Source organism: Mycobacterium sp. (assembly GCF_032159765.1).
Taxonomy (GTDB): domain Bacteria; phylum Actinomycetota; class Actinomycetes; order Mycobacteriales; family Mycobacteriaceae; genus Mycobacterium.
In genome coordinates, this window is the sequence record NZ_JAVHWM010000140.1 from 49,400 (window position 1) to 72,450 (window position 23,051).

The window sequence follows — 23,051 nt, forward strand, 5'->3', positions numbered from 1 at the left end:
TCACACAGAACGGTCAGCGGCCGTCGTTTGCTCGGGGTGCACCGGCAGCGCCGGCAGCTCATCGAGTATTTGCGTGCGGTCGCCATGACGCGCCAATGCAAGGCCGAGGAGCACCACCATGCCGCCGATCCCCTGGGAAGCCGTGATGGCTTCACCCACCAGGAGCCACGCCCACAGCACCGCGGCCATGACCTCCGTGAGGCCGACGAGCGACGCGAACCGGGGTCGCAGCCTCGCGATGCCCATGATGCCCAGCGTGTAGGCGAGGGCAGTGGGCACGACGGCCAGCGCGATTGCCGGCACCAGCCACGACGTGGTTGCCCCCGCGACGACGGTGTCATGCGTGGTGAAGGCCAGCGGCAACACCCCCGACACGCCCAGCATGCTGATTGCGATGGCGCCGACCACCAGCCCGCCCGCTGCGAGCGTGATCGAGTGCAGCCCGGTCCCGTCGGCTGCCGCCCGGTCCGACACGACGAAGTAGCAGGCCGCGCAGACGGCGGCCGCCAAGGCCCAGAAGACGCCAACCACGTCTACGTGAGAACCCGCGAATACGTTGAGCACCAACATGATTCCGCCGATAGCCATGGCCACGCCGGCGAGCGTGAGGTTGCCGGGACGGTGCCGGGTCGTCGCCCACAGCCAACCGACCACCAGCACTGGCGACAGGTACTCCAGGAGCAGCGCCACGCCGACCGACATGTGAGCGACCGCGTTGTAATAGCAGAGCTGTGCACCGGCGATCGGAATCACGCCGTAGAAGAGCACTGTCCTGCGGTATGTGAAGGCCTCCCGCAGCCAGTTGCGGTGGACCACCGTCGCGACAATCGCGAGCACGAGCGCTCCACCGACCAGGCGGGCCGTCACCGCGGCGGTCGGCGTCCATCCCGCGTGCATCAGCGCCTTGCCGAGGGGTCCGGACATCCCGAACGACAATGCCGACGCGACCGCGAACGCGAGGCCGAGCCGGAAAGTGCCCGTCGCCTCCACGTCTACCCCTTCAGTAATGAGTAAAATCTGCTTTGGTGCTGACGCTACAAGTCGGCCTCGTCAGGAGTCAAATGCTTTTCAGTCATGACACCGAGCTCACGTTGCGCGCCGCGGGTGCGCTGATCAACAGCGACCGCATCGACGGCGAACAGCTGGGTGATCAGGCGGCGCTGGACACGTACTTGGGCGGGTACGGATGGACAGGGCGCCGCGACCACGACGACGCAGAGCTGGTGGCGGTGCACGCGTTGCGGACGCGACTGGGCCGGATCTGGGAATGCGCCGACGATGAGGAGCGCGCCGTCGAGCAGGTGAACGCATTGCTGGCCGATACCGGGGCATCGCCCTGGCTGACCCGTCATCCCGAGATGCCGGAATGGCATCTGCACCTGGCGTCGGTGCGCGATCCGTTGGCCCAGCGGATGGGTGCGGAAATGGCAATGGCGCTTGCCGACCTCATCCGTGTCGGCGAACTGCGACGGCTGAAACTCTGCGCGGCCCCGGACTGCACCGCGGTGGTGATGGATTTGTCGCGCAACCGGTCCCGAATCTTCTGCGACACACGCAACTGTGGCAACCGGCAGCACGTCGCTGCATACCGCAAGCGCCATCGCTGAGAGTTGCTGTGAAGGGGTGTAACGGTTCGCAGCGACAAATAAGCTTGCGCCTCTGTCGGCGGAATACTCGCCATCCAGGACACCCTGCTGTATCGGACGGCGCCTATATATTTCAACATCAGATGGGTTGACGATTCCGACATCGTCAACGTGGGGCTGGATGGCACATCGGAGGATCCGTTCCAGCGCATTGGGTGACGCGAACCGCCTGAGAAGCATTCCTCGATAAGCCCGGCGCACCGCCGAGGTGATATTGCAGACTGTACAAACTTGTTTTGCTGAGCAAGCCTCGAGGAGGGCTGATGTCCCAGCCGGGCGGGGGGGCCGACCCTTCATCTTCCGGCGGCGCCAGCGCGCCCGCACCGCCGCCAACCGCGCCCGCACCGCCGCCAACCGCGCCCGCCGTTGCGCCACCGCGTGACAAGTGGCGCGTCGCCAAGCGTTGCCGGTGGCCGAGCCTCGTCCTTGGGCTGCTGTTGGTCGGCGCGAGCCTGACCTACCTCTTGATCCCGCCGACGATCGTCGGTGACACTGCGATCAAGGTCGATCCCGCCGATCTGATCGCGGCCCAGCAGCGCACAGCGCAGCCGATGCCGTCGCTTCTCGGACTCAACCGCGACGTCGCCCAGACTGTCCTCGCCGACGCCGGCCTCGACGGCGTCAAGCTCAGCTTCACCGAACAATCGGCCGCCGGCCCGGTGGGGCTTGTGCTGGGGCAGAAGCCGTCTCCGGGAACCGGAGATGTGAAAGAGATTCAGCTGGCGGTGTCCACTCCCGCCCCGATGCCCGACGTGAAAGGAAAGAGCGTCGTCGACGCCCGCAAGGCGCTCGAGCAGCTCGGTGCGGTCGTCGAGGTCGACCGCCGCCTCGATCCCGCGGTTCCCAACGGGCAGGTTCTGGACTCCACCCCGGCCCCCGGTGACGTGATGCCGGCGGTGGTGCAGCTGGCCGTCTCCGACCCCGGCGACGCGCTCACGCTGGCAACCGTCCGGTCCGTGGACGATGACTACTGCAGTGATGTCAACGCCGGAGAGTTGGTGAATGGCAAGACTGTTGGCCAGAGCGTGCAATGTACCCCGGGCAGGAATCCCGCCTTCGTCGAGTACGCGGTCTCGCGGAATGCGGCCGCTCTGGAGGCAATCGTCGGCACCAACGACCGCGGCGGCACGGCCGGCGCGACGGTCACCGTGTTCGGTGACGGCCGGCCGCTCGCGACCGTCAATGTGGGACTTGGTCATTCGGAGCCGATTCGCGTCGATCTGCGCGACGTGCTGCGATTGCGCATCGAGACGACAACCGGCGATGCCGATCACGCACCGGACGTGGTGCTCGGCGACGCGCGACTGCTCGGTCTCAAAGAGGGGCTCGACGCGATCGCGAGCGGCAAGTGACGCGGAAGGCGCTCTGCCTGCTGACAGCCATCGCGCTGGTGATTTTCACCGTGATCTCGGTGCCGCGCGGGTATGCCGATCCGCCGAAACCCGCTGGGCCACAGGAGGATTACTACCCGGTGATCGTGGTGCTGGATACCTCCAGCTCGATGAGTGAGGCATCGGGTAGCAAGACAAAAATAGATGCTGCCAGGGCTTCCGTCATCGACCTCGTGAACGCGTTGAGCCCGAACTCGCAATTCGGATTGATCGCTTATCCGGGCCACAACGGCCCCACCATTGACGGTTGCTCCGGTGGCGACGAGGAAATCAAGCTGGGTCCACTCGACCAGAGCACGGCGTCGGCCGCGGTGCGCCGGCTCAATCCCGACGGCGACACGCCAACCGGCCCCGCGTTGAAGCATGCCGCGCAAATCATCAAGTCGAGCCCGCGACAGCGGGGCAGCATCATGCTGGTTAGTGACGGCGAATCGAACTGCGGCTCAAATCCTTGCGAGGTCGCCAAGCAACTGACCGCCCAGGGCGTCGGGGTCAGGGTCAACACCGTCGGCCTGCAGATCAGCCCGAAGGGCGCGCAAGAACTCCAATGCATCGCGAACGCGACGGGCGGGCGTTACGCCGACGCGGGCAACGCGACCGATCTGAAACTTTCGTTGCAAGACCTGACGGGCGCGAGGCTTACCCTCGACGGCGGTGTGCCACCGACGATCGCCGCGGTGAGTGGAACCGGCGCAGGGGGCTCCAAAGTCGTTTTCGCGGTGACAAATTCCGGCCATAGCGACGCCAAGGATGTGCGTGTCACTCTGGATTTTCGCGATAAGAACAAGATCCCGGGTGCGATCCTCGTACCGCGTCCGGTCCGGTTCTTGGGCAATATCAGCCCGGGGCAGAAGCTCTCGGTAGAGTTTGTTGTAAGACCGAGTTCTGAACGGCTAGAGGACTTTACATGGATCGCAGCCGCAACGGCGAACAACGCAGAGCCGGTGACGAAGTCAGGGCAGACGCGGGTCGTTGAGCCGTTCGACCAGGCGACAGGACTGCTTCGCGACAAGAAGAATGTCGTGATCCTCGGCGATTCCTACTCGTCTGGTGAAGGCACTCATAACTACAACAAAGGTACCGATGGCGGCGACGGGAACATGTGTCATCGGTCGCCAGACGCGTACGGGCCCAAGCTTTTCCCTTCAGCGACCAATCTGGCCTGCTCGAATGCGAAGACCTCGGACTTCACTGGATATCAGACCTCAGACAAGAAGCTCGTGCCGCCGCAACTGTTTTCGCTGCGCCAAATGGTGGACAGGGGCAACGCCCCCGACGCGGTGCTGCTCAGCATCGGCGGCAACGACGCCCAATTTGTTGACGTGGTCATGAACTGTGTCTTGGCGCAGGGGTGCAACTACGACATCGTGGTCAAGGACTGGACGGTCAACTTCTACGACGTGATGGTCTACGAGCAGGTGTTTTCGCTGGCAGACGACCTTCGTGCGGCGTACAAGCACGTCAATGAGGCGGTCAACGACCAGAAGGCACGCGACCTCCGCGGGGGCAAAGTAGCACCGATCGTCGTGGTGCCGTACCCGCGGATTCTTCCGCAAAACGACGCCTCCAGTATGCGAGACGGCTGTCTCTTCGGGATCAGCTCAGACGAAGCCAAATTCCTGAACAAGTTCCTCGACGTGCTGAATTTGCAGATCAAGTTGGCCGCCGGGGTGTTGAGGTCACAAGGCGCGCCTGTGTACTACGCCGAGGACGTGATCAAGGCTTTCCAACCCGATCACACCATCTGCGACGGCAACCGGAGCTATGCGAATACTCTGAGCTGGCGCGGCGGAGGTACGGCACCGGCTGACTGGATCCATGAGAACGCGCATCCCAACAAGGAGGGTTACGCAGCGATGGCGCGGGCGATTTCCGCCTGGTCGAGAGACCAAAGTGAAGTCGAGAACCCAGAGCTGCCAACGTGGTCAGGCCGAATCATCAGGCCGTCGGCCAACTCGGCGCTGGCTCCTTCGGTGGGACCTGTCACTCCCACTGGCGGAGTCACCCGTGTCACGGCGGGCGGTTATGCACCCGGCACGAACGTCGTGATGAGGGTGCACTCGACGCCGCGCATTCTCGGCTCGGCGACGGCAGACGCCAGCGGCAATATCGACGCAACTGTCGCGCTTCCGACGGATACACCCCTCGGCAGCCACGAGGTGGTCACGATTGGGTTCGACCCAAATGGCCGCCTGCACAGAGAAACCAACACGATATGGGTAGTGCCGCGGTACTACCTGATTGCGGTTGTGCTTCTCGTGGTCGGTGTGGCGGCCGCGGCGTTCGGTGCCGCGGGAATGCTGGCTTCGCGCAAGAGGCGCTAGCCGACTTGTGCGGGCTGGCGTGGCGGCGCCGGCGGCTGGAAGTTCTTCGCGCGGCGCTGTTGTCGCCAGTTCTGCCACTTGTCGTACGTCCAGATGCGGATACCCAACGCGCCGATTGCGACGAGGACCACCCCGGCGAGCAACCACACCACCGGCCAACCACCGCGGCACAGCCAGCCTTCCCACGGCCAGCGATCATCCAACCGGATGCCCAGGAAGTTCGGGAAGAACAGAACCAACCCGGCGATCGTCAGCGCCGCGAACGCGGCTCGAATCGGATTGGCGTACCGCACCGCTGCCGAGCCCAGCGTTGCTGCAAGGTGTCGAGCTTCGACCAGGGCGCGGCTGGGTGGTGACGGCTGCACGGGCGGAACAGGCTGCTGCGCAGCATTTCCGGGCCCGGCGAGATGCGGCTGGGACCGGGTAACCGGGATCGGTGGCTGTGGGGCCGGGTATGTCGGTGCCGCATACGAAGACGGTACTGGTGCCGCGGCAGGCGGTGGCTGGGGTGCGGGCGGTGTCGTCCACGGCTCGGCGCGCACATGGCCTGCCTGAAACCGAGACTGCGGGGACTGTGGTGCGGTGGATGGCGCTCCCTGCGGGGGCTGGCTGGCGGGTGCGTCTTGCCGCTTCTTCGAGTCGGCGCGCACGTAGCCGCGCTGGAAACGCGACGGTGGCAGCTTTGGAGTCGCGTCGTCGGAAGGCTGCTCAGCGTCCGGACTCGGCGGAGGCTGGCCAGAACTCACGAACTTCCCCCATACGACGCCTTCGGTGTTCGAAGAATTATAGCGTCAGCCAGGCTGACCGGCCCCGAAGTTTGTGACATGCACGCTTGCCAGCCGGGTTTACGGTGGAGATGAGCGACCTCGGGGGGATCAGTGGCTCGGCAACCGACGACTCGACTTGTGGTGAGCGGGCATCGCTTTCTTGTGCGACGCATGGAGCATGCGCTCCTGCGCAGGGATGTCCACATGACCGACGAACCGATGCGCGCGAAGTCGCGGTCCTTATTGGCAGGCTGCGCGCTCGCTGCGATCGCTGTCGTGGGTTGCGCGATCCTTGGCTTCATGCGCCCTCGGGACGCACTCGGGGATTCCCCGCTTGTCATGGTCAAGGAGTCCGGTGCGCTGTACGTTCGGATCGGCGACACTGTGCACCCCGCGCTGAACCTCGCGTCGGCCCGTCTCATCGTCGGCAGTCCCGCGTCGCCAGATGTGGTCAAACAGTCCGAGCTTGGTAAGGCGAAACGTGGTGCGCAGCTGGGTATTCCGGGGGCTCCCGATGTGCTTCCGGAGCCGATCCCTGCTGGCGAGTCGCAATGGACAGTGTGCGACGACGCCACCGGGACGACCGTGACCGCGGGGTCAGGTTCTGTCAGCTCCACTGCGACGCCACTGACCGGCGGACGAACGGTGCTGGCGCGCCCACGCGGCGAGTCGATGACCTACCTGCTCTACGCCGGCGTCCGGGCTAGGGTGAGCCTCGCCGAGCCAGCGGTGTCGCGTGCGCTGCATCTCGATGCGATTGAGCCGCAAGAGTTGTCGTCGGCTCTGCTCAACGCGATCCCTGAAGTGCCACCGATCACCGCTCCGGACATTCCGGGCGCGGGGACGCGTGGCCCTGACACGCTCGGCATGCCCGTCGGATCGGTGGTACGGGTCGCGCGCGCGGGCGCTGACGAGCTGTTCGTGATACTCGTCGAGGGTGTGCAGCGGGTCGGGCCGGTGGCCGCCGACATCATCCGGTTCAGCAACTCGCTCGGAACGCGCGACGTCGTCACAGTCACTGCCGACGCCGTCGGTGCCACGCCGGTCGTCGAGACCCTGCCAGTTGCCGCCTTCCCCGATGCCGACGTGCAACCGGTCAACACATTGGTCGTGTGTGCGAAATGGACTCCGGCCGTTGCGGAGAAAGGCGGAACTGTCGCAATTTTCGGTGCGCCCGTGGTCCCACTCGAACCCGATCATGCCGCCGTGCGAATGACACACGCAGATGGCATCGGTCCGAACGTGGACGCCGTGTACGTGCCGCCGGGTCGGTGCGTGTTCGTCCAATCACCGCAGTGGTATCTCGTCAGTGATACCGGAGTGCGATACGGGGTCGGTGTCGAATCTGCCGCGGCGCTGGGTCTTCCGCGCCAGCCAGCCCAGGCACCCTGGTCATTCGTGAAGCTCTTGGCCGACGGGCCGGAACTCAGCAGGGCGGCCGCGCTGGTTGCCCATGATGGAGTCGCGACGGCGATGCCCCCCTAGCCGCCGTGCAGGTCCCGCCAACGCCATTGCGGCCACCAGCATTACGCCGCATCCGGCGACACCGGAAAGGGCGGTTCTGCGGCCGGCAGATTCACCGGCAGGTGCCTGTGTGGGCGGTGCGACGGGCTGTTGCGTTGCCGACGGAGCGATCACCGCGTGCACCACGGGCACATCGGTGAGCGCGGCAAGCGGGTCGACGGCTCCATTGCCGACGAACGAATTCCACCCGCCAGGTGGTCGATGAGCGGTTGCCTCGATGCGCTGCATCACTTGTCGCGCGGATAGCTCCGGAAACCGCGCGCGTACGAGCGCAGCCAGACCGCTTACAACGGGCGCGGCGTAGCTGGTTCCCATCAGCGGGGCACCGGCATTGCTGCGCCGAGTGTTGACGATGCCCACGCTCGCCGGGTCCAGCGACACGACCGCCTCACCCGGGGCCGCAACATCGACCCACGGGCCCGCGAACGTGAACGCCGACGCGTTTCCGTCGATTCCCACCGAGCCGACGGTGAGGACGTAGTCGTCATACCAGCCCGGGCTCGCCACTATGTTCGCGTTCTCCCAGTCAGGTTCGTTCGGGTGGGAAGATGGTGGCGATGGATTCTGTTGTGGGCATTGATGATTGCGCCCGACGTTCCCCGCCGCGGCAACCACGACCACGTCCTTGACATCGACCGCGTAGGCCAGCGCAGCGCCGAGCGCGCGATCGTGGATCGCGCTGCTGACGTCGCACGCGACGGACGAGATGTTGATGACAGTCGCTCCGAGATCGGCGGCGGTACGTACCGCCATCGCCATCGTGTCGACGTTGCCTACGCCCGAGGCCCGCCCTCGGACGGGTCCGTATCTGTCGCTGGACTGGCGGATGGTGATCAGGGACACGCCAGGCGCGAGGCCGGCGAAGTCGGGGTCTGCATTGGGAACCGGTGTCGCGGCGATGATTCCGGCGACGAGTGTACCGTGCCCGTCACAGTCTTCTGTACCGTCGCCGACGGCGACATAATCCCCACCGGGAGTGAGCCGCGGGATCTGTGGATGGGGTGCCACACCGGTGTCAATCACCGCCACCTTCTGACCCTTGCCAGTGCTCAACGCCCAGAGTGCGGGCAGGTCAATGCCCGACAGCTGGGTACCGCTGGGATTGACATGCGGATCAAAGGTTGTTGCTATGCATTCCGCTTGCTTGGCGGTCGGTTCGGGCGGTGCGGGCGATGCGGCGCGCGGAAGCAGGGAATCGTCAACGGCCGGCGGGCGGACGGCGGCTGCCGGCGGAACAGCTGCCAGCACGGGCACGGCCAGTGCAGAGACCACGATCGCGATCGAGCCCACCCGCCTGCTCACGCCAAGTCCCGCACAGCACCGAATACGCCTGACAGCAGGCAGGTCAACGGGATGACGGTGGCAAGCGCCGCGTATTCGATCAGCTCGCCGCATCTGCGCACTAGCGGCGAAAGGTGCGCGGGCGCCCCCGTCGCCGACAGACGCGTCAAAGCCGCACCGAGGGTGGCCGCCACCAGGGCGATCCAGTGTGCATAGTGCGGGTGTGCATTCACCGACCACACGAAGGCCGCGACGATACTTGTTGTGCCACAGAGAATCAGAGCGACCGACTGGATGAGGTCCACGTGAGTGCCCGCACGCAGCACCATCACAAGTCCGACGACGGTCGCAAACACAGCACCCACCGGCGTCGCATCCACCGACGCGAGGGTGGCGCCGAGCGCGGCCGCGGCGCTCGACCCGCAGATCAACCCGGTGGCGACCGCATGGGCACGCAGCGCGTCGTCGTCACTGCACTCGGGCCCAGACGGACCCTGAAGTGGGGGAACGGGTAACCGACTGGCCCATAGCGCAAGCCTGCCCGCCGAAGTGACGACGGTCGTCGCGGCGGCGGCAAGAATGGAACCGGCTCCCGCGGTCGTGAGCGGGACGATCAGATCGGGGGAGGCACCCATCGCGGCCAGCACCGCGAACGTGGTCACGGCGGCGAAAATGGTCACCTCGCATCCGATCCACCGGATCGCGAGGATCGACGCGGTGGCGCAGCTCGCTGCTGCGAGCACGAGCTTGGGAGCCGTCGAGTCTCCTGGCACTGCAAGATAACCCGCTGTCGCCGCACACATGACGGCCATGCCCGCGAGCGTCGGCGATGCTGCCGTGCCGTGATCCGCCCGCTTGCACAACCATGCGCCGATAAAAGCTGCGACACCAAGTGATCCCGCGATGACCGCCGACGCTTCGCCAGTCCCGCGAAGTAGCGCGTACGCCACCAGGCTGCCGCAGCACAACGCGACGAAGACGGTCGCGACCCGAAACGACCGCGGTGTCCATCGCGGCTTCTGATCAAGCGTCGTAGCGATCGCAGAAACCGCGTCGTCGACAGGCGGTACCCACGAGGGCAACTCGACAGAAGAGAGCACAAGCAACTCGCCGTCGTTGACGCCGCTGGCCCGCAACGAGTCTCGTGGTGAGAGAGAACAACCTCCGACGCGCGATAGCTGCCAGCCGGTGGGAACATCAAGCGGATCTGCAGATCTGGATGGCGCAGCAATGTCGACGATCACTGGAAGGATGGCACCGACGGCCGCGTCGGCTGGCAGCGCGAGATCTAGCCTGCCAGTGCGGGTCTGTACCGCGACACGTCGCACATCGGATTCAAGTGTTGCCACTGTCGGAACGTAACCGACGCGCGCGGTCGCCAGGCGATGGCTTGTGGACAACCGCGCAGGCTGTGGATAGCGGGTTGCGGTGGCAGTCGATCCGGCGTCACGGTGAGCGCATGCCGCAGTGGCAGCCGGGACACCGCATGCCCGGGCCCCAGTTTTCCGATGCCGAGATCGTGGTCGAGGCGCCCGCCGATGCACCGCGGACTGTCCCGGCGAGCCCGATGACGAAATTGTTGCCCATCCTGATGATCGTCGCGATGGCGGGCATGATGGTCTTCCTTTTCAGCTCAGGCGCCCCGGTGATGCGCAACCCGACGTCCCTGTTGTTTCCCGTGATGATGCTCGTCTCGACAATCGGGATGTTCGCGTATGGGGGCAGGGGATCCCACGGGGCCGGTGAGGTCGACGAAGGCCGCAAAGACTATCTCCGGCTCTTGGACCGCCTTCGGGCCGACGTCGTGGGAAATGCTCGCCGCCAACGCGAATCGATCAGCTGGTGCCATCCCGACCCCGCAGCGCTATGGACTCTCGCCGGAAGTCCACGGATGTGGGAACGCCGAAGCGGCGATCCGGACTTCTGTCACGTCCGTGTCGGCGTGGGTCGCCAGCGCGCGGCGGCAATGCTCAAACCATCGGCAACCGGACCTGTCGATCAACTCGAGCCTGTCGGTGCCGCAGCGATGCGCAATTTCGTGCGTGCCCATTCGGCAATCGATGATCTACCAATTGCGTTGGCACTGAAACGAATGCCCACCATTCTGATCGAGGGGGAACCACCTTTTGTCTACGGGCTGGTTCGAGCTGCGTTATGCCAGCTTGCTGCGTTTCACTCTCCAGAGCCGGTTGCTATTGCCGCGGTCACGAGTGGACGAGCCGACCGCGAGTGGGACTGGTTGAAATGGCTACCGCACCATCAGCATCCGCATCTCACCGATGCCTGTGGGCCGCGTCGGCTGCATTTTCGCCGTCTGTCCGATCTCTCGGCTCTTCCCCGGCCGCCGCTGGGTCACACGGTGGCGATCGTCGATGGTGGCGATGTGTCCGGCGCCGAGGAGTTCCTCACCCGGGACGACGTGACGATCCTCGAGTGCGGGAAGCAACTTGACGTCGATCGGAGATCGCTGACGCTCCATGTGACTCGTGACACGCTCGCCGCGGTCGGCTCGGAGACGGAGGTCTTCGCACGTCCGGATTTCCTTTCAATTGAGGAGGCCGAATCGTGTGCTCGGCGGCTTGCGCCGTACCGCGAGGCGTGCACCGAGCCGGGAACCTCCAGCGGGAGTTGGGCACAGATGCTCGGAGTTGACGACCCGGGCTCGTTGAACACTGCGCGCGCATGGCAGCCCCGCGGTCCGCATGACCGGTTGCGAGTTCCCGTCGGCGCCAGGGCTGATGGCTCGTGTGTCGAGCTCGACCTCAAGGAGTCGGCGGAGAACGGCATGGGACCTCACGGCCTGTGCGTCGGGGCTACGGGGTCCGGCAAATCTGAGTTCCTACGGACCCTCGCTCTCGGCCTCATCGCGACGCATCCTCCCGACACCCTGAACCTGGTGCTCGTCGACTTCAAAGGCGGGGCAACGTTCGCCGGCTTCGAGCGCGCACGACACGTCGCGGCGCTGATCACCAACCTGTCGACCGAGGCGCACCTGGTGGCAAGGATGAGAGACGCGCTTGCCGGTGAGATGAACAGGCGCCAGGAGCTTTTGCGAGAATCGGGTCGCTTCGCCAGTGTGGCCGACTATCAGAAGGCCAGGGAAGCGGACTCCTCCCTTCCGCCGTTGCCTGCGCTGCTGGTGATCGTCGACGAATTCTCCGAACTTCTCAGCCAGCATCCCGAATTCGCGGAGATGTTCGTCGCGATCGGGCGGCTGGGCCGCTCGCTGCGGATACACCTCCTGTTGGCAACCCAACGGCTTGATGAAGGCCGATTACGCGGTCTGGAATCCCATCTCTCCTATCGGATCTGCCTGAAGACGTTTTCGCCCAACGAATCCCGCGCCGTCATCGGTGTTCCTGACGCGTTTCATCTGCCCTCTACACCGGGGGCGGCATTCCTGCGGGTGGGATCCGAAGAGCCCCTGGCGTTTCAGACGGCGTATGTGTCCGCCACGTACCGACCGCCGCCGCGGCCGCCCCGGACACCGGCGGCGGTGACGGTGCAGAGGTTCACTGCGGTGTCGACCGCCGCTGTCGACAGCGGTCGTGTCGCCACCGCCGGTCTCGGGAACCGCTTGTCCGACGCGGTGACGGTGATGGACGCCGTGCTCGGGTGTGTGGCTGGCCGGGGTACGACCGCGCATCAAGTGTGGCTGCCGCCGCTGTCGAAATCGCCGACGCTGGATGCCCTGTTGCGGAGGGTTTCTCGACAGCTGGATCTCACGGTGCCGATCGGCCTGATAGACAAGCCCTTCGAGCAGCGCCGCGACCCGCTCCTCGTCGAGCTCGCGGGTGCGGGTGGTCACGCCGCTGTGATCGGGGCGCCCCAGTCAGGAAAGTCGACTGCGCTGCGCACACTGGTGATGGCGCTAGCAGCCACGCATTCCGCCGACAAGGTGCAGTTCTACTGCATCGATTTGGGTGGCGGCAGCCTGATGTCGCTGGCTGCCCTGCCGCACGTCGGCGCTGTCGCGGGCAGTGACGATGGCGACCTTGTCCGGCGAACGGTTGCCGAGGTGACAAGCGTCCTCCGGGCGCGGGAAGCCAGCTTCCGTCGGTTGAACGTCGAGTCGATGGAGGACTATCGCGGGCGCCAAGCCATCGGCGACCCGGCAGTCGCCGATGACCCGTACGGCGACGTGTTCCTGATGGTGGACGGATGGGCAACGCTGCGAGAGGAATTCGAGACGCTGGAATCCTCGATCAGTGCATTGGCGGCCAGAGGCCTGTCGTTTGGCATCCACGTCGTTCTCACGGCCTCCCGGTGGGCCGAGATCCGGCCGGCCCTCAAGGACCAGATCGGTACGCGGGTGGAGCTGCGTCTCGGCGACGCCGGCGATTCAGAACTCAACCGCAAGGCGGCGCAGCATGTTCCGCATGCAATCCCAGGCCGGGGTATCACGCGCGCCGGCGAGCACATGCTCATCGCGCTGCCGCGATTGGACGGACGTTGCGACACTGTGGCGCTGTCAGCGGCGATCGCCGATGCGGCGGCCATGTTCCGTACCAGAAACGGCCAGCGTGTCGCGCCACCCGTAAAGTTGCTGCCAGACCGTGTCGACCACAGCGCACTCGTCCATCGAAGGGTGGGTGCGCATCTGGTCGTCGGCCTCGATGAGGACCGACTCGAGCCGGTCACTCTCGATTTCGACGAGCATCAACACGTTCTCGTGCTCGGCGACAACTCATGTGGGAAAACCGCGGCGCTTCGGTTGCTCTGCACCGAGCTGATCAGAACCCGCACTAGTGAACAGGCACAGCTCGCGATCATCGACTACCGCCGATCACTGCTCTCCGTTGTGGAGTCTGAACATCTTGCCGGCTATGCGATTTCGAGTGCATCTCTGGCGGCTCAGCTCCCAGCGTGGGTGGAGACGTTGCGGATGCGGATCCCCGGACCCGATGTCGATCAGCGCCAATTGCGAACCCGGTCATGGTGGTCCGGTCCTGACATGTATCTGATCGTCGACGACTACGACCTGGTGGTCGCCGGCATGGAGAACCCACTGGACCCCGTCATCGCATTGCTGCCGCACGCAAGGGATCTCGGGCTGCACGTCGTCGTCGCCCGGCGGTCAGGGGGCGCGGGGCGGGCCCTGTTCGAACCGCTGCTGACACGGCTGAGGGAACTGGGCTGCCTGGGCGTCATGATGAGCGCAAGTCCCGACGAAGGGATACTGCTCGGTGGCTCCCGGCCGGCCCAGCTGCCGCCGGGACGTGCTCGGCTGGTTATCCGCGCCGGCGAACAAGTCGTGCAACTCGGTTGGGTTCCGCCGTGCCCGTGACATCTTCTGTCTCTGCTCCTCGCGTCCGCGACCGCGGCCGCGCGGTGCTTGTCGGCCCCTGCACTGTGCGGTCATCACACAGCAGTCAGGCAGAGCATTCCGAAAGGGTGACACAGGCTTTGGCGACGATCGACGACGAACTCGCACTCGTCGAAGGTCGACCGGTCGCGGTGGCGGCACTATGGCGGGACGTGCTGTCGTCGGCGACCGCTGGGTGCGGGTCGCTTCTGGTTTGTCCGTCGTGGTGGTCCGATAAGCGGGTTGAGACTGTGCTCGCAGCGGCGCGGGAGCTCACCAGCGACGTCGAGGTGGCAGGCCGAGCGGCATTGCTGGCGCAGTCTTGCTCGCGCACGCCAGCGGTCGTCGTCGAGATCGCCGAGTCGTTCGTCGCGCTGAGCCGTCCGCCAGACGGGCGACCGGCATGCGTCGTGCCACGGGATGGCGATCCGGCGGCAGTCGCCGACGAAGTCGTGCGCCTCACCACTGGGCGGTCAGTGGTCATCGACCGAGCGGAGGGGGTCGGTGGAGCGGCCGACCTTGGCGCAATGATCATGGCGCGGTTGCGTTTCCGCGGGTGCACGGTGACCGTGGTCGATGACGATCGACTCTTGCGGGCAGCTGCGTTGTGCGCGCCGTGCGCCGACGATCCGCCCCCAGCTGGGGCCCGGAAGGCGCTCGGGACCCGTCGGCGCCCGCGCCAATGGATCGCAGTTGTCGTCGGCGTCGTGGTGACCTGCGTGCTGGTCGCCGCGGTGAGGGCAGTGGGTGGCCCGGAGCCGTCGACACCGCGCATGACACTGTTGATCGAGGGCCGCGTCGTGGTCGAGATGCCCGCGGATTGGCCGGTGCGGCGCGTCACGATGGGGCCTGGTTCGGCGCGACTGCAGGTGTCATCGCCGGCGAATCTGCATGCGGCCGTTCATGTCACGCAGTCACCCGTGCCGAACGACGAGACGCTCCAACGTACTGCCGACACGCTGAGAAGGGCGCTGCAAATCCAGCCGCCCGGCGTGTTCGTCGACTTCAATCCCGACGACCGTCGTGGTGCACGGCCCGCAGTGACATACAGGGAGATTCGCAACGGCCACGATATCCGCTGGACTGTGCTGCTCGACCGGGATGCGCGGATCAGCGTCGGCTGCCAGAGCGCTCCCGGGTCAGAGTCGACGGTGCAACAGGTCTGCGAGCACGCGATCTCGTCGGCCCGGAATATCTCCGAATTCGCGGGAACCGTTGCTGCTCAGCCGTAGTCGAACAACGCATAACCGCACGAGCGAAAGGATCGATATGAGTTCACCCGGAACGGGCAGTCTCACCACCGACTTCGACCTGATGCGCGATGTCGCCGCGAAGATCGACGGCCGCAACGGCGAGATCCAGGCGATGCTGCAAGGATTCATCGGGCGGATGACGAATGTGCCGCCATCCGTCTGGGGCGGCAACGCCGCAACCGCGTTCAAAGGCGTCGTGGACCGCTGGAACGTCGAATCGGTGAAACTGCAGAAAGCATTGCAGGGCATCTCCGAAACGATCCGCGCCAACGAGCGCGTACTGCGTGAGGCCGGCGAGAGTCACTCCCAGCAGCTCGGTGCGATCGCGCAGCACCTCTAGACACGCCACTCGAGATCATAAGGAAGACAAATGGATCCGGTTCTGTCCTATAACTTCGCGGAGATCGAGTTCTCCGTTCGCCAGGACATTCACGCGACGGCTGGACGCCTCAACGCGGCCCTCGACGACCTGCGTACGCAGATCGCGCCCCTTCGCGCAATCTGGACTCGGGAAGCCGCGCAGGCGTACCAGGTCGAGCAGAACGCCTGGGATCAATCGGCGGCCGCGCTGAACGACCTGTTGTTCCGGCTCGGCAACGCCGTGCGTGACGGCGCAGAGGAGGTGGCCGCGACCGACCGACGCGCGGCAAGCGCCTGGGGCGTGTAGCCAAGAGGCTTGTGCGGTCCCGATGGAGGGGAGCCGTCGGGACATGCACAATGTCGCCCATGCGATTCAACCCTCCGCCGAATTGGCCCGCCGCTCCACCTGGCTGGACTCCTCCGCCCGGGTGGCAGCCGGATGCGTCATGGCCTCCGCCCCCGCCGGGGTGGCCGCTATGGGTGTCAGATTCATCGGCGAATCGCAGGCCGCTCATCATCGGCGGGATCGTCGTCGGCGCTGTCGCCATCATCGTCGCGGTGATTCTCGTGCTCACCCTTGGGGGCGGATCGAAATTGTCGGACGAAGACCAGATACGCGCGGTGGTGAAGACGTTTCAGGATGCCTACAACCGTTCCGACGTGAGCACCATGCGGCAAAGCATCTGCCAGAAAGACCAAAAGAAGTTAGACAACTTCAAATCCAGCTCGAACCATGCCTCCCTGACAGTCAAGTCGGTCACGGTCACTGGCGATACGGCCGAGGCCAAGATGATCGAGGATTGGGGAGCAGGCAACGGCCCCCATGACGACACCTACCACTTCGTCCGCGAGGACGGTAGCTGGAAGTCCTGCGACTGAGTCCCTTGACGACCCCGTCAGCAAAACCTGTGATTTTGCTGCCAACACCCTGGATGCCTTGCCGTCCAATTGAAAGCACCAGGGTTGGGGAATCGGAAGGGACGTCATGTCTGTCGTTCGCAAGCTGCCCGCAACATTGATCGTGACAGGCGGCGTGGCCGTCGGCCTGGCCGGTCCAGCCTGGGCCGACGAACTCAACGGAACATACAACTTCAACACAAGCAACGGAGCCGGCGTTCCGTGGAGCGTTACGTCATGCGGCGCAGGATGCGCCAACGTCAGCATGACCCCGGGTGCCCCGTGGGCCCCGTACGGTGGCAAGGCGACGCGGACCGGCAGCCAGTGGACCCTGACCGTGCACAGGCCTGACGGGATGCGCTGCAACGCCGACCAGAGCGTCTCGGTGCCGGTCACCACCACATTCACCTGGGGGGACGGATCACTCAGCGGCGCCGCGACCACCACCGTGGACGCGGCCGGCTGCGACTATGACGCCGGCACCACCTGGTCGGATAGCTTCAATCTGACGAAGGCCTGAGCCGGCCTCCTGGTAAACGCCTGTGGGCCGTTGTCGACAGGTGTGGACCGTTCACGCTGCGGGTAGCCGAGCTTCACCCTGCCGACGCCGACAATTATCCGGTCTGCGTCGGGTGAGTTAGCAGCTCAACGACTGGAGTGGCGACATGATTGTCCTCGGCATAATTCTCATCATCATCGGTGCCCTTGTTTTCCATCCACTCCTCGTGATCGGCGGAATTCTCGTCGTCATAGGGGTAGTCCTGTGGATTCTCGGTGCGACCGGTCGAGAAATCGCCGGGCGCCGTCACTGGTTCTGATATTCCGGCGGCGGAGGGTCCGCGCTGCAATGGAAATTCTTGCCTCAGAATCCAGGTGGTCATGGGCGGGCCGATAGATCCAACCAACCCGCTACCCGAGCCGCGGGCGTTTTGACCTGCGATGACACTCGCAGGTAAGCTGCGCGGTTGGCGTACGGTGCGCCAAAGGGATCTCGGGTCAATGTCGGTCGCCGAGAACAATCCCGCCGTCCACGCCTGACCGCCCCCCGGGTCACACCGGGATCCACCCTGAGATGGAGAGGTAAGCGCTGTGCCCACGTACACGCCGAAGGCGGGTGACACCACACGCACCTGGTACGTCATCGACGCCACGGACGTCGTGCTCGGCCGGCTTGCCGTCACAGCAGCCACGCTGCTGCGCGGTAAGCACAAGCCGACGTTCACACCCAACGTCGACGGTGGCGATTTCGTCATCGTCGTCAACGCCGACAAGGTCGCGATCAGCGGCGACAAGCTGCAGAAGAAGTTCGAGTACCGCCACTCGGGGTATCCCGGAGGTCTGCGGCGGCGTTCGATCGGCGAGCTGATGCAAAAGCACCCCGACCGCGTGGTTGAGAACGCGATCAGCGGGATGCTGCCCAAGAACCGGCTGGGCCGGCAGATCAAGCGCAAGCTGCGCGTCTATGCCGGATCCACCCATCCCCATGCCGCCCAGCAGCCGGTGCCGTACGAGATCAAGCAGGTGAGTCAGTGACTGAGTCCGTAGAGCCCACCAACGAGGCTCCCGAGGTCGTCGAGGTCGAAGAAACCGTCGAGGTCGTCGAGCCTGCTGAGCCTGCTGAGGCCGCGGAGGCGCCGCGCACCGAAGCGCGCCCGCCCGTCGTCATCGACCGGCCTATCCAGACCGTCGGTCGCCGTAAGGAGGCTGTCGTCCGGGTGCGTCTCGTGCCCGGCACCGGCCAGTTCAATCTCGACGGCCGCACGCTGGAGAACTACTTCCCGAACAAGTTGCACCAGCAGCTGATCAAGGCTCCGCTGGTCATTGTCGACCGGGTCGACAGCGTCGACATTTACGCGCACCTCGACGGCGGTGGCCCGTCCGGCCAGGCCGGTGCGCTGCGGCTGGCGATCGCGCGTGCGCTGATCGTGGTACAGCCCGAGGACCGGCCGGCGCTGAAGAAGGCCGGCTTCCTCACCCGCGATCCGCGGGCGACCGAGCGCAAGAAGTACGGCCTGAAGAAGGCGCGCAAGGCGCCGCAGTACAGCAAGCGCTGATCTGTTCAACACAATCGCCGGGCGTCTCATCGCGCCCGGCGATTGTTGTCGGACCCCGCTGGCCTACTGTCCGAGCTTGTTCGAGTGCGTCGGTCGTCGAAGCGACGATAGGTAGGCCGACTGTGTTCAACGATTGCCGTGCCAGCTACGGCTGTGCCTGGTCAGCCGTTAGGTCTATAGACGCAGCTGTGCTGAGTACATTGAATCGTGCCGGGAGTGCCAGGCGGGAGCACAGGCACGTTATTCGCATTCTGGAGGTCGGTACATTTACCGTCGATTTCTATTTGATTGGGCTTGCAAACCTGGGCGACGGCAATAGGTGCGCCGATCACTACGGATACCGCAAACCCTGCGCTAACCGCAGCCAAAAGTGAAGTGATGGTTCGCGACGTCAGGCGCATATCCAGGCTCTTTTCGCAGAAAGAAAGTGGAATTCTACGCCCAAGTCTGGCGCTGCAGCCTCACGTTGAGGTTTAAACTGCGGCTAGTGCGCCTAAGGAGGAGATCATGAAAGTCAAACTGGACACGATGTCGATGATCTCCGTGGCAATCGCGGTTGGGATCTGGGTTCTGCTTGTGTGGACGGCCATCGCGGCGATCGTCGCACTCGTCTAGTCGGTGAAATAGCGCGTCGACGAACGCGTTGCGAGGCCACGCCAGAAAGGCGCCATTCGCCGGGCACACCAAAACCACCGGTGACGCGATCCTTATTACCCACCAGACAGTCGACGCCCTGGCTTCTGTACCGCCCGGACTGATCGACCGGGGATTCCACGCCGTGAAAGGTAAGTCAGCCGCCATACAGGTCTTCGGCCTCGACGCACGGACCGTCGCTATCTCGGGCTGATCCCTCGCGCGGGCCTGGTAGCGGGACGTCGAGCCATCGACCCCGAACGCAGCAGACCTTTCTTTCTGGCTCTGAACTGGGCTTTCCTGATCTCTGCTGTCCATCGTGTTTAGCTCGCCGTGATCGTGGTTACCCGGCAGTCGGGGAGCAGGGGGCGCTGATTTGTGCGCCGGGTAGGCCGACCCTCCCATCTTTTGGCCACCAAGCACGTTGTGGCCGGATCGCTGCTTCTCGCCTTGAAAGGAATATTTGATGCGAAAGATGACCAAGCGAACTGCCGCCGGCGTTGTGCTGGGCGGATCGTTGTTGTTCACGGGCGGGCTGGGAATCGCCAGCGCCGCACCTGCAGGTGACATCAGCGATGGCCTGGTCAATCTGGGTGTCGGTAACACGAACCTCCTGACCGACGTCGACGCGGGCGTGGCCTCCAAGGTCGCCGCGGACATCTGTGGCACCAGCGCGAACGCCGTCGAACTCGACATGAAGACCACCCAGGTCGATGCGGGCACGACGACGAGCACAAGCTGTAACAGCGCTCAGGGGATGGTGACCATTTCGCAGAACGGCACCGAGGCAACTCCTCAGAGTGGGCCTGTGACGCCGCAGAACCCGGCTGCCACCCCCGGACAACCCAGCGTGCGCGGACACGCGGGCTCGGCCGAGATGGGCCAGACGCCGGCCGTGCCAGAGCAGGCGCCGGCAATGCCGGCTCCTGTGACGCCTATCGGCTGATAGAGCCGTGATCAACGCCGCCGCCCGTCTCCACCAGGAGGCGGGCGGCGGTGCGTCTCGCAGAGGTCGCAATTGGGCCGCAAGACGGCTGATGACCTCGACGGTTGTGCCCTAACCCGTCGATTGTGAGAAGTTGGAGCCCATGGGTCGACTGTTCGGCACCGACGGTGTCCGCGGGGTCGCTAACCGCGAGCTGACCGCCGAATTGGCGCTGGCCATCGGCTCAGCGTCCGCGCGCCGGCTCGGCGCGGCCCGGGCGGGCCGACGCGTCGCAGTGATCGGGCGCGACCCCCGTGCCAGCGGCGAAATGCTGGAGGCCGCGGTGATCGCCGGCGTCACCAGCGAGGGCGTCGACGCACTGCGGGTGGGCGTGCTCCCCACCCCCGCGGTGGCATATCTGACCAGCGCGTACGACGCCGAATTCGGCGTGATGATCTCCGCGTCCCACAACCCCATGCCCGACAACGGCATCAAGGTGTTCGGGCCCGGCGGCCACAAACTCGACGACGCCACCGAGGACGACATCGAGCAACTGGTGTCCACCGCCCCGGAGCAGCGGCCCGTCGGCGCCGCGATCGGGCGCGTCATCGACGCCGACGACGCGCTCGACCGCTACTTGCGCCACGTCAGCAAGGCCGTGACCACCCGGCTCGACGGCGTCACCGTGGTCGTCGATTGCGCCCACGGCGCAGCATCCACCGCCGCCCCGCGCGCCTATCAAGCAGCAGGCGCTCACGTCATCGCGATCAACGCGGCGCCGAACGGACGCAACATCAACGATCGCTGCGGCTCGACGCACCTCGAGGCGGTGCGGGCCGCAGTCGTCGCCAACGGCGCCGACATCGGGCTCGCCCACGACGGCGACGCCGACCGGTGCCTCGCCGTCGACCGCCACGGCGACGTCGTCGACGGAGACGCGATCATGGCGATCCTCGCGCTCGCGATGCGCGACGCCGGAGAGCTCGCCTCCGACACGCTCGTCGCCACCGTGATGAGCAACCTCGGCCTGCATCTGGCCATGCGCGCGGAAGGCATCGACATCCGCACGACGGCCGTCGGCGACCGCTACGTGCTCGAAGAACTGCGCGCGGGTGGCTACACGCTGGGCGGAGAACAGTCCGGCCACATCGTGATGCCGGCCTTGGGCACCACGGGCGACGGCATCGTCACCGGGCTGCGGCTGATGTCACGGATGGCGCACACCGGGCGCCCGCTGCGCGAACTGGCGTCGGCGATGAACTCGCTGCCGCAGGTACTGATCAACGTCGAGGTCGCCGACAAGTCGACGGTCGCGTCCGCACCGTCCGTTCAGGCCGCCGTCGCCGACGCGGAAGCCGAGCTCGGCGACACCGGTCGAATCTTGTTGCGGCCCTCTGGGACTGAGCAGATAGTCCGTGTCATGGTCGAGGCACCCGACGAGGACACCGCGAAACAGGTGGCCCACCGCGTCGCCTCCCGTGTCAGCGAGCAGGCGTAGGCGGAACCGGACTGCGCGTCTGAGCGTCGAAGCCGGGTATGGGATCAGACTCGGCGCGCCTCGATGCCGCCGCGCTGCGCGACGTTGCCCGCCAGTTCGACGCGTCGGCAGGCGCGATCGATGCCGCCGTGTCAACTCACCTGTCGGCGTTGAGTTTCGGCGGTGCGACCGCGGGACGTGCGTATGCCGCTCGCGGCGATGCTCTGCGCGCGGCGTTAGAGCGCGTCGCCGACGCGCTGGCAGAGTGGTCGCGAGCATCGGCCGAGATCGCCGCGGCACTACGCAGCAGCGCGGACCAGTACGTCAGCTCTGATGCGCGTGCCGCCGCCGGTGTGGGTTAGCAGTGGCTGCGAAGTTCGATGTCGCGAGCCGGTTGGCCGAGGCGCGCCCAGCGGTCGACAACACACAGAGCTACGTGTGGGCGTGTCATCTGCTCAACTACCAAAACGCTGATCTGACACAGCATTCCGCCCAGATCCGCGACTGGTTCTCCTCCGACGACGGCATGGATCTCCACGTGCTGGACGCCGACTGCGCGTCGTTGCACGCCGCTGCAACAGCCTCCGACGGCGCGTTGGCTCAACAACGTGAACAGCTGACGCACCTGTCCACGGTGTGGCAGGGCGCCGGCGGTGCTTCGGCCGAGGACTTCGTGCGCCGGCATTGTGACGCCGCCGAGAAAGTCACCTCGTCGGTACGAGCTGCGGCCGAAGCGGTTGCGGGGCTGCGTGACACGCTGTGGCAGATCGTCGACACCAAGGCGGCCGCGGTCTCGGCGATCGATGACCGGCATTCCTCGGAGCGCCCGGCCTGGCTGGCCGCCGCGCAGACAGTCATCACCGGTGTCGGCGACCGGGTTGCGGCCAGCGAATTAGTCGATCGCCAGATAAAGCCGTTCGTGGACAACGATATTCGTGTCGACTGGCTGACCGCGGTCCGTACCGCGATGACGTCGATCGGCAGCAGCTACGACTCTGCGACCGCGGGTCTGACCTCTGCGCCGCCCGCGCGATTCGACCTTCCGAGTGACTTCGGTCCTGGCGCGCCCCCCAGCCGACACGATGCGCCGCCGCCCCGCGAGCCCGAACCAGCGAGGGGCAGCGCCCCGGAAGCCCCAGCGCCGTATCCCGCTGGCGCGCCGCAGTATTTGCCGCCTGCGGGGTTGCCCGCCTCGCCGCCGATGACGACACCTG

At 65.6% G+C, this 23,051-nt stretch carries 20 protein-coding genes and 2 pseudogenes; 17 read left to right on the forward strand and 5 right to left on the reverse strand.

The genetic code is table 11. The annotated features are described in order from the left end of the window. Nucleotides 1-990: an EamA family transporter gene (locus tag QOH60_RS16540; protein ID WP_526422251.1), complete on the reverse strand. Its 990-nt coding sequence runs from the start codon at nt 988-990 to the stop codon at nt 1-3. A 71-nt stretch (nt 991-1,061) separates the two neighbouring features. On the opposite strand from QOH60_RS16540, the gene QOH60_RS16545 reads away from it, so the two are divergent. The 3 genes from QOH60_RS16545 to QOH60_RS16555 all read left to right on the forward strand — a co-directional run bounded on the left by QOH60_RS16545 (nt 1,062) and on the right by QOH60_RS16555 (nt 5,361). Then, nucleotides 1,062-1,607, forward strand: coding sequence for a CGNR zinc finger domain-containing protein (locus tag QOH60_RS16545; protein WP_526422253.1), 546 nt, complete (start codon nt 1,062-1,064; stop codon nt 1,605-1,607). 302 nt (nt 1,608-1,909) lie between these two features. Next, nucleotides 1,910-2,998: a PASTA domain-containing protein gene (locus QOH60_RS16550; RefSeq protein ID WP_526422255.1), complete on the forward strand. Its 1,089-nt coding sequence runs from the start codon at nt 1,910-1,912 to the stop codon at nt 2,996-2,998. After that, nucleotides 2,995-5,361: a VWA domain-containing protein gene (locus QOH60_RS16555; RefSeq protein WP_526422257.1), complete on the forward strand. Its 2,367-nt coding sequence runs from the start codon at nt 2,995-2,997 to the stop codon at nt 5,359-5,361. The genes QOH60_RS16550 and QOH60_RS16555 overlap by 4 nt, the downstream gene beginning before the upstream one ends. Here the strand turns inward: QOH60_RS16555 and QOH60_RS16560 are convergent. Further along, the gene (locus QOH60_RS16560; RefSeq protein WP_526422259.1) at nt 5,358-6,107 is read right to left on the reverse strand and encodes a hypothetical protein; all 750 of its coding nucleotides are present in this window, start codon (nt 6,105-6,107) and stop codon (nt 5,358-5,360) included. The two genes, QOH60_RS16555 and QOH60_RS16560, sit on opposite strands and share 4 nt — an antisense overlap. A 132-nt stretch (nt 6,108-6,239) precedes the next feature. Between QOH60_RS16560 and eccB the strand changes: the two genes are divergently transcribed. Then, complete coding sequence (gene eccB / locus QOH60_RS16565) at nt 6,240-7,613, forward strand: type VII secretion protein EccB (protein ID WP_526422261.1); 1,374 nt, start codon at nt 6,240-6,242, stop codon at nt 7,611-7,613. Here eccB and mycP read toward each other — a convergent pair. Both mycP and eccD read right to left on the reverse strand, forming a co-directional pair. Further along, a complete protein-coding gene (gene mycP, locus QOH60_RS16570; protein ID WP_526422263.1) occupies nt 7,521-8,954 on the reverse strand; it encodes a type VII secretion-associated serine protease mycosin in 1,434 nt (477 codons plus the stop codon). The two genes, eccB and mycP, sit on opposite strands and share 93 nt — an antisense overlap. Continuing rightward, on the reverse strand, nt 8,951-10,282 hold the full coding sequence (gene eccD / locus QOH60_RS16575) for a type VII secretion integral membrane protein EccD (protein WP_526422265.1): 1,332 nt from the start codon (nt 10,280-10,282) through the stop codon (nt 8,951-8,953). Before eccD ends, mycP begins: the two co-directional genes overlap by 4 nt. A gap of 110 nt (nt 10,283-10,392) precedes the next feature. Here eccD and eccCa point away from each other — a divergent pair, with 110 nt between their 5' ends. The 6 genes from eccCa to QOH60_RS16605 all read left to right on the forward strand — a co-directional run bounded on the left by eccCa (nt 10,393) and on the right by QOH60_RS16605 (nt 17,268). Next, nucleotides 10,393-14,220, forward strand: coding sequence for a type VII secretion protein EccCa (gene eccCa / locus QOH60_RS16580; RefSeq protein ID WP_526422267.1), 3,828 nt, complete (start codon nt 10,393-10,395; stop codon nt 14,218-14,220). Between the two features lie 107 nt (nt 14,221-14,327). Beyond that, entirely contained in the window at nt 14,328-15,470 is a 1,143-nt protein-coding gene (locus QOH60_RS16585; protein WP_526422269.1) for a type VII secretion-associated protein, read from the forward strand. 37 nt (nt 15,471-15,507) lie between these two features. Further along, complete coding sequence (locus QOH60_RS16590) at nt 15,508-15,831, forward strand: WXG100 family type VII secretion target (protein WP_526422271.1); 324 nt, start codon at nt 15,508-15,510, stop codon at nt 15,829-15,831. A 30-nt stretch (nt 15,832-15,861) separates the two neighbouring features. Further along, nucleotides 15,862-16,158 (forward strand): WXG100 family type VII secretion target, encoded by a 297-nt coding sequence (locus tag QOH60_RS16595; protein WP_526422273.1) that lies wholly within the window; start codon nt 15,862-15,864, stop codon nt 16,156-16,158. A 59-nt stretch (nt 16,159-16,217) separates the two neighbouring features. After that, nucleotides 16,218-16,730 (forward strand): Rv0361 family membrane protein, encoded by a 513-nt coding sequence (locus tag QOH60_RS16600; RefSeq protein ID WP_526422275.1) that lies wholly within the window; start codon nt 16,218-16,220, stop codon nt 16,728-16,730. A 106-nt stretch (nt 16,731-16,836) separates the two neighbouring features. Then, complete coding sequence (locus QOH60_RS16605) at nt 16,837-17,268, forward strand: hypothetical protein (RefSeq protein ID WP_526422277.1); 432 nt, start codon at nt 16,837-16,839, stop codon at nt 17,266-17,268. Nucleotides 17,269-17,362: 94 nt separating this feature from the next. Here QOH60_RS16605 and QOH60_RS16610 read toward each other — a convergent pair whose 3' ends face one another. Continuing rightward, the gene (locus tag QOH60_RS16610; protein WP_526422297.1) at nt 17,363-17,629 is read right to left on the reverse strand and encodes a hypothetical protein; all 267 of its coding nucleotides are present in this window, start codon (nt 17,627-17,629) and stop codon (nt 17,363-17,365) included. A gap of 208 nt (nt 17,630-17,837) precedes the next feature. On the opposite strand from QOH60_RS16610, the gene rplM reads away from it, so the two are divergent. The 7 genes and pseudogenes from rplM to QOH60_RS16645 all read left to right on the forward strand — a co-directional run. Then, a complete protein-coding gene (rplM, locus tag QOH60_RS16615) occupies nt 17,838-18,281 on the forward strand; it encodes a 50S ribosomal protein L13 (RefSeq protein WP_526422279.1) in 444 nt (147 codons plus the stop codon). Between the two features lie 131 nt (nt 18,282-18,412). Next, a complete protein-coding gene (gene rpsI, locus QOH60_RS16620; protein ID WP_526422295.1) occupies nt 18,413-18,802 on the forward strand; it encodes a 30S ribosomal protein S9 in 390 nt (129 codons plus the stop codon). A gap of 682 nt (nt 18,803-19,484) precedes the next feature. Continuing rightward, nucleotides 19,485-19,649, forward strand: a pseudogene (locus tag QOH60_RS16625) (adenylate/guanylate cyclase domain-containing protein); the annotation flags it as partial. A gap of 261 nt (nt 19,650-19,910) precedes the next feature. Further along, a complete protein-coding gene (locus tag QOH60_RS16630) occupies nt 19,911-20,381 on the forward strand; it encodes a hypothetical protein (RefSeq protein WP_526422281.1) in 471 nt (156 codons plus the stop codon). A 142-nt stretch (nt 20,382-20,523) separates the two neighbouring features. Beyond that, a complete protein-coding gene (glmM, locus tag QOH60_RS16635) occupies nt 20,524-21,858 on the forward strand; it encodes a phosphoglucosamine mutase (RefSeq protein ID WP_526422283.1) in 1,335 nt (444 codons plus the stop codon). A 38-nt stretch (nt 21,859-21,896) separates the two neighbouring features. Next, nucleotides 21,897-22,199: a type VII secretion target gene (locus tag QOH60_RS16640; protein ID WP_526422285.1), complete on the forward strand. Its 303-nt coding sequence runs from the start codon at nt 21,897-21,899 to the stop codon at nt 22,197-22,199. Nucleotides 22,200-22,201: 2 nt separating this feature from the next. Continuing rightward, nucleotides 22,202-23,051: pseudogene (locus QOH60_RS16645) on the forward strand (hypothetical protein); the annotation flags it as partial.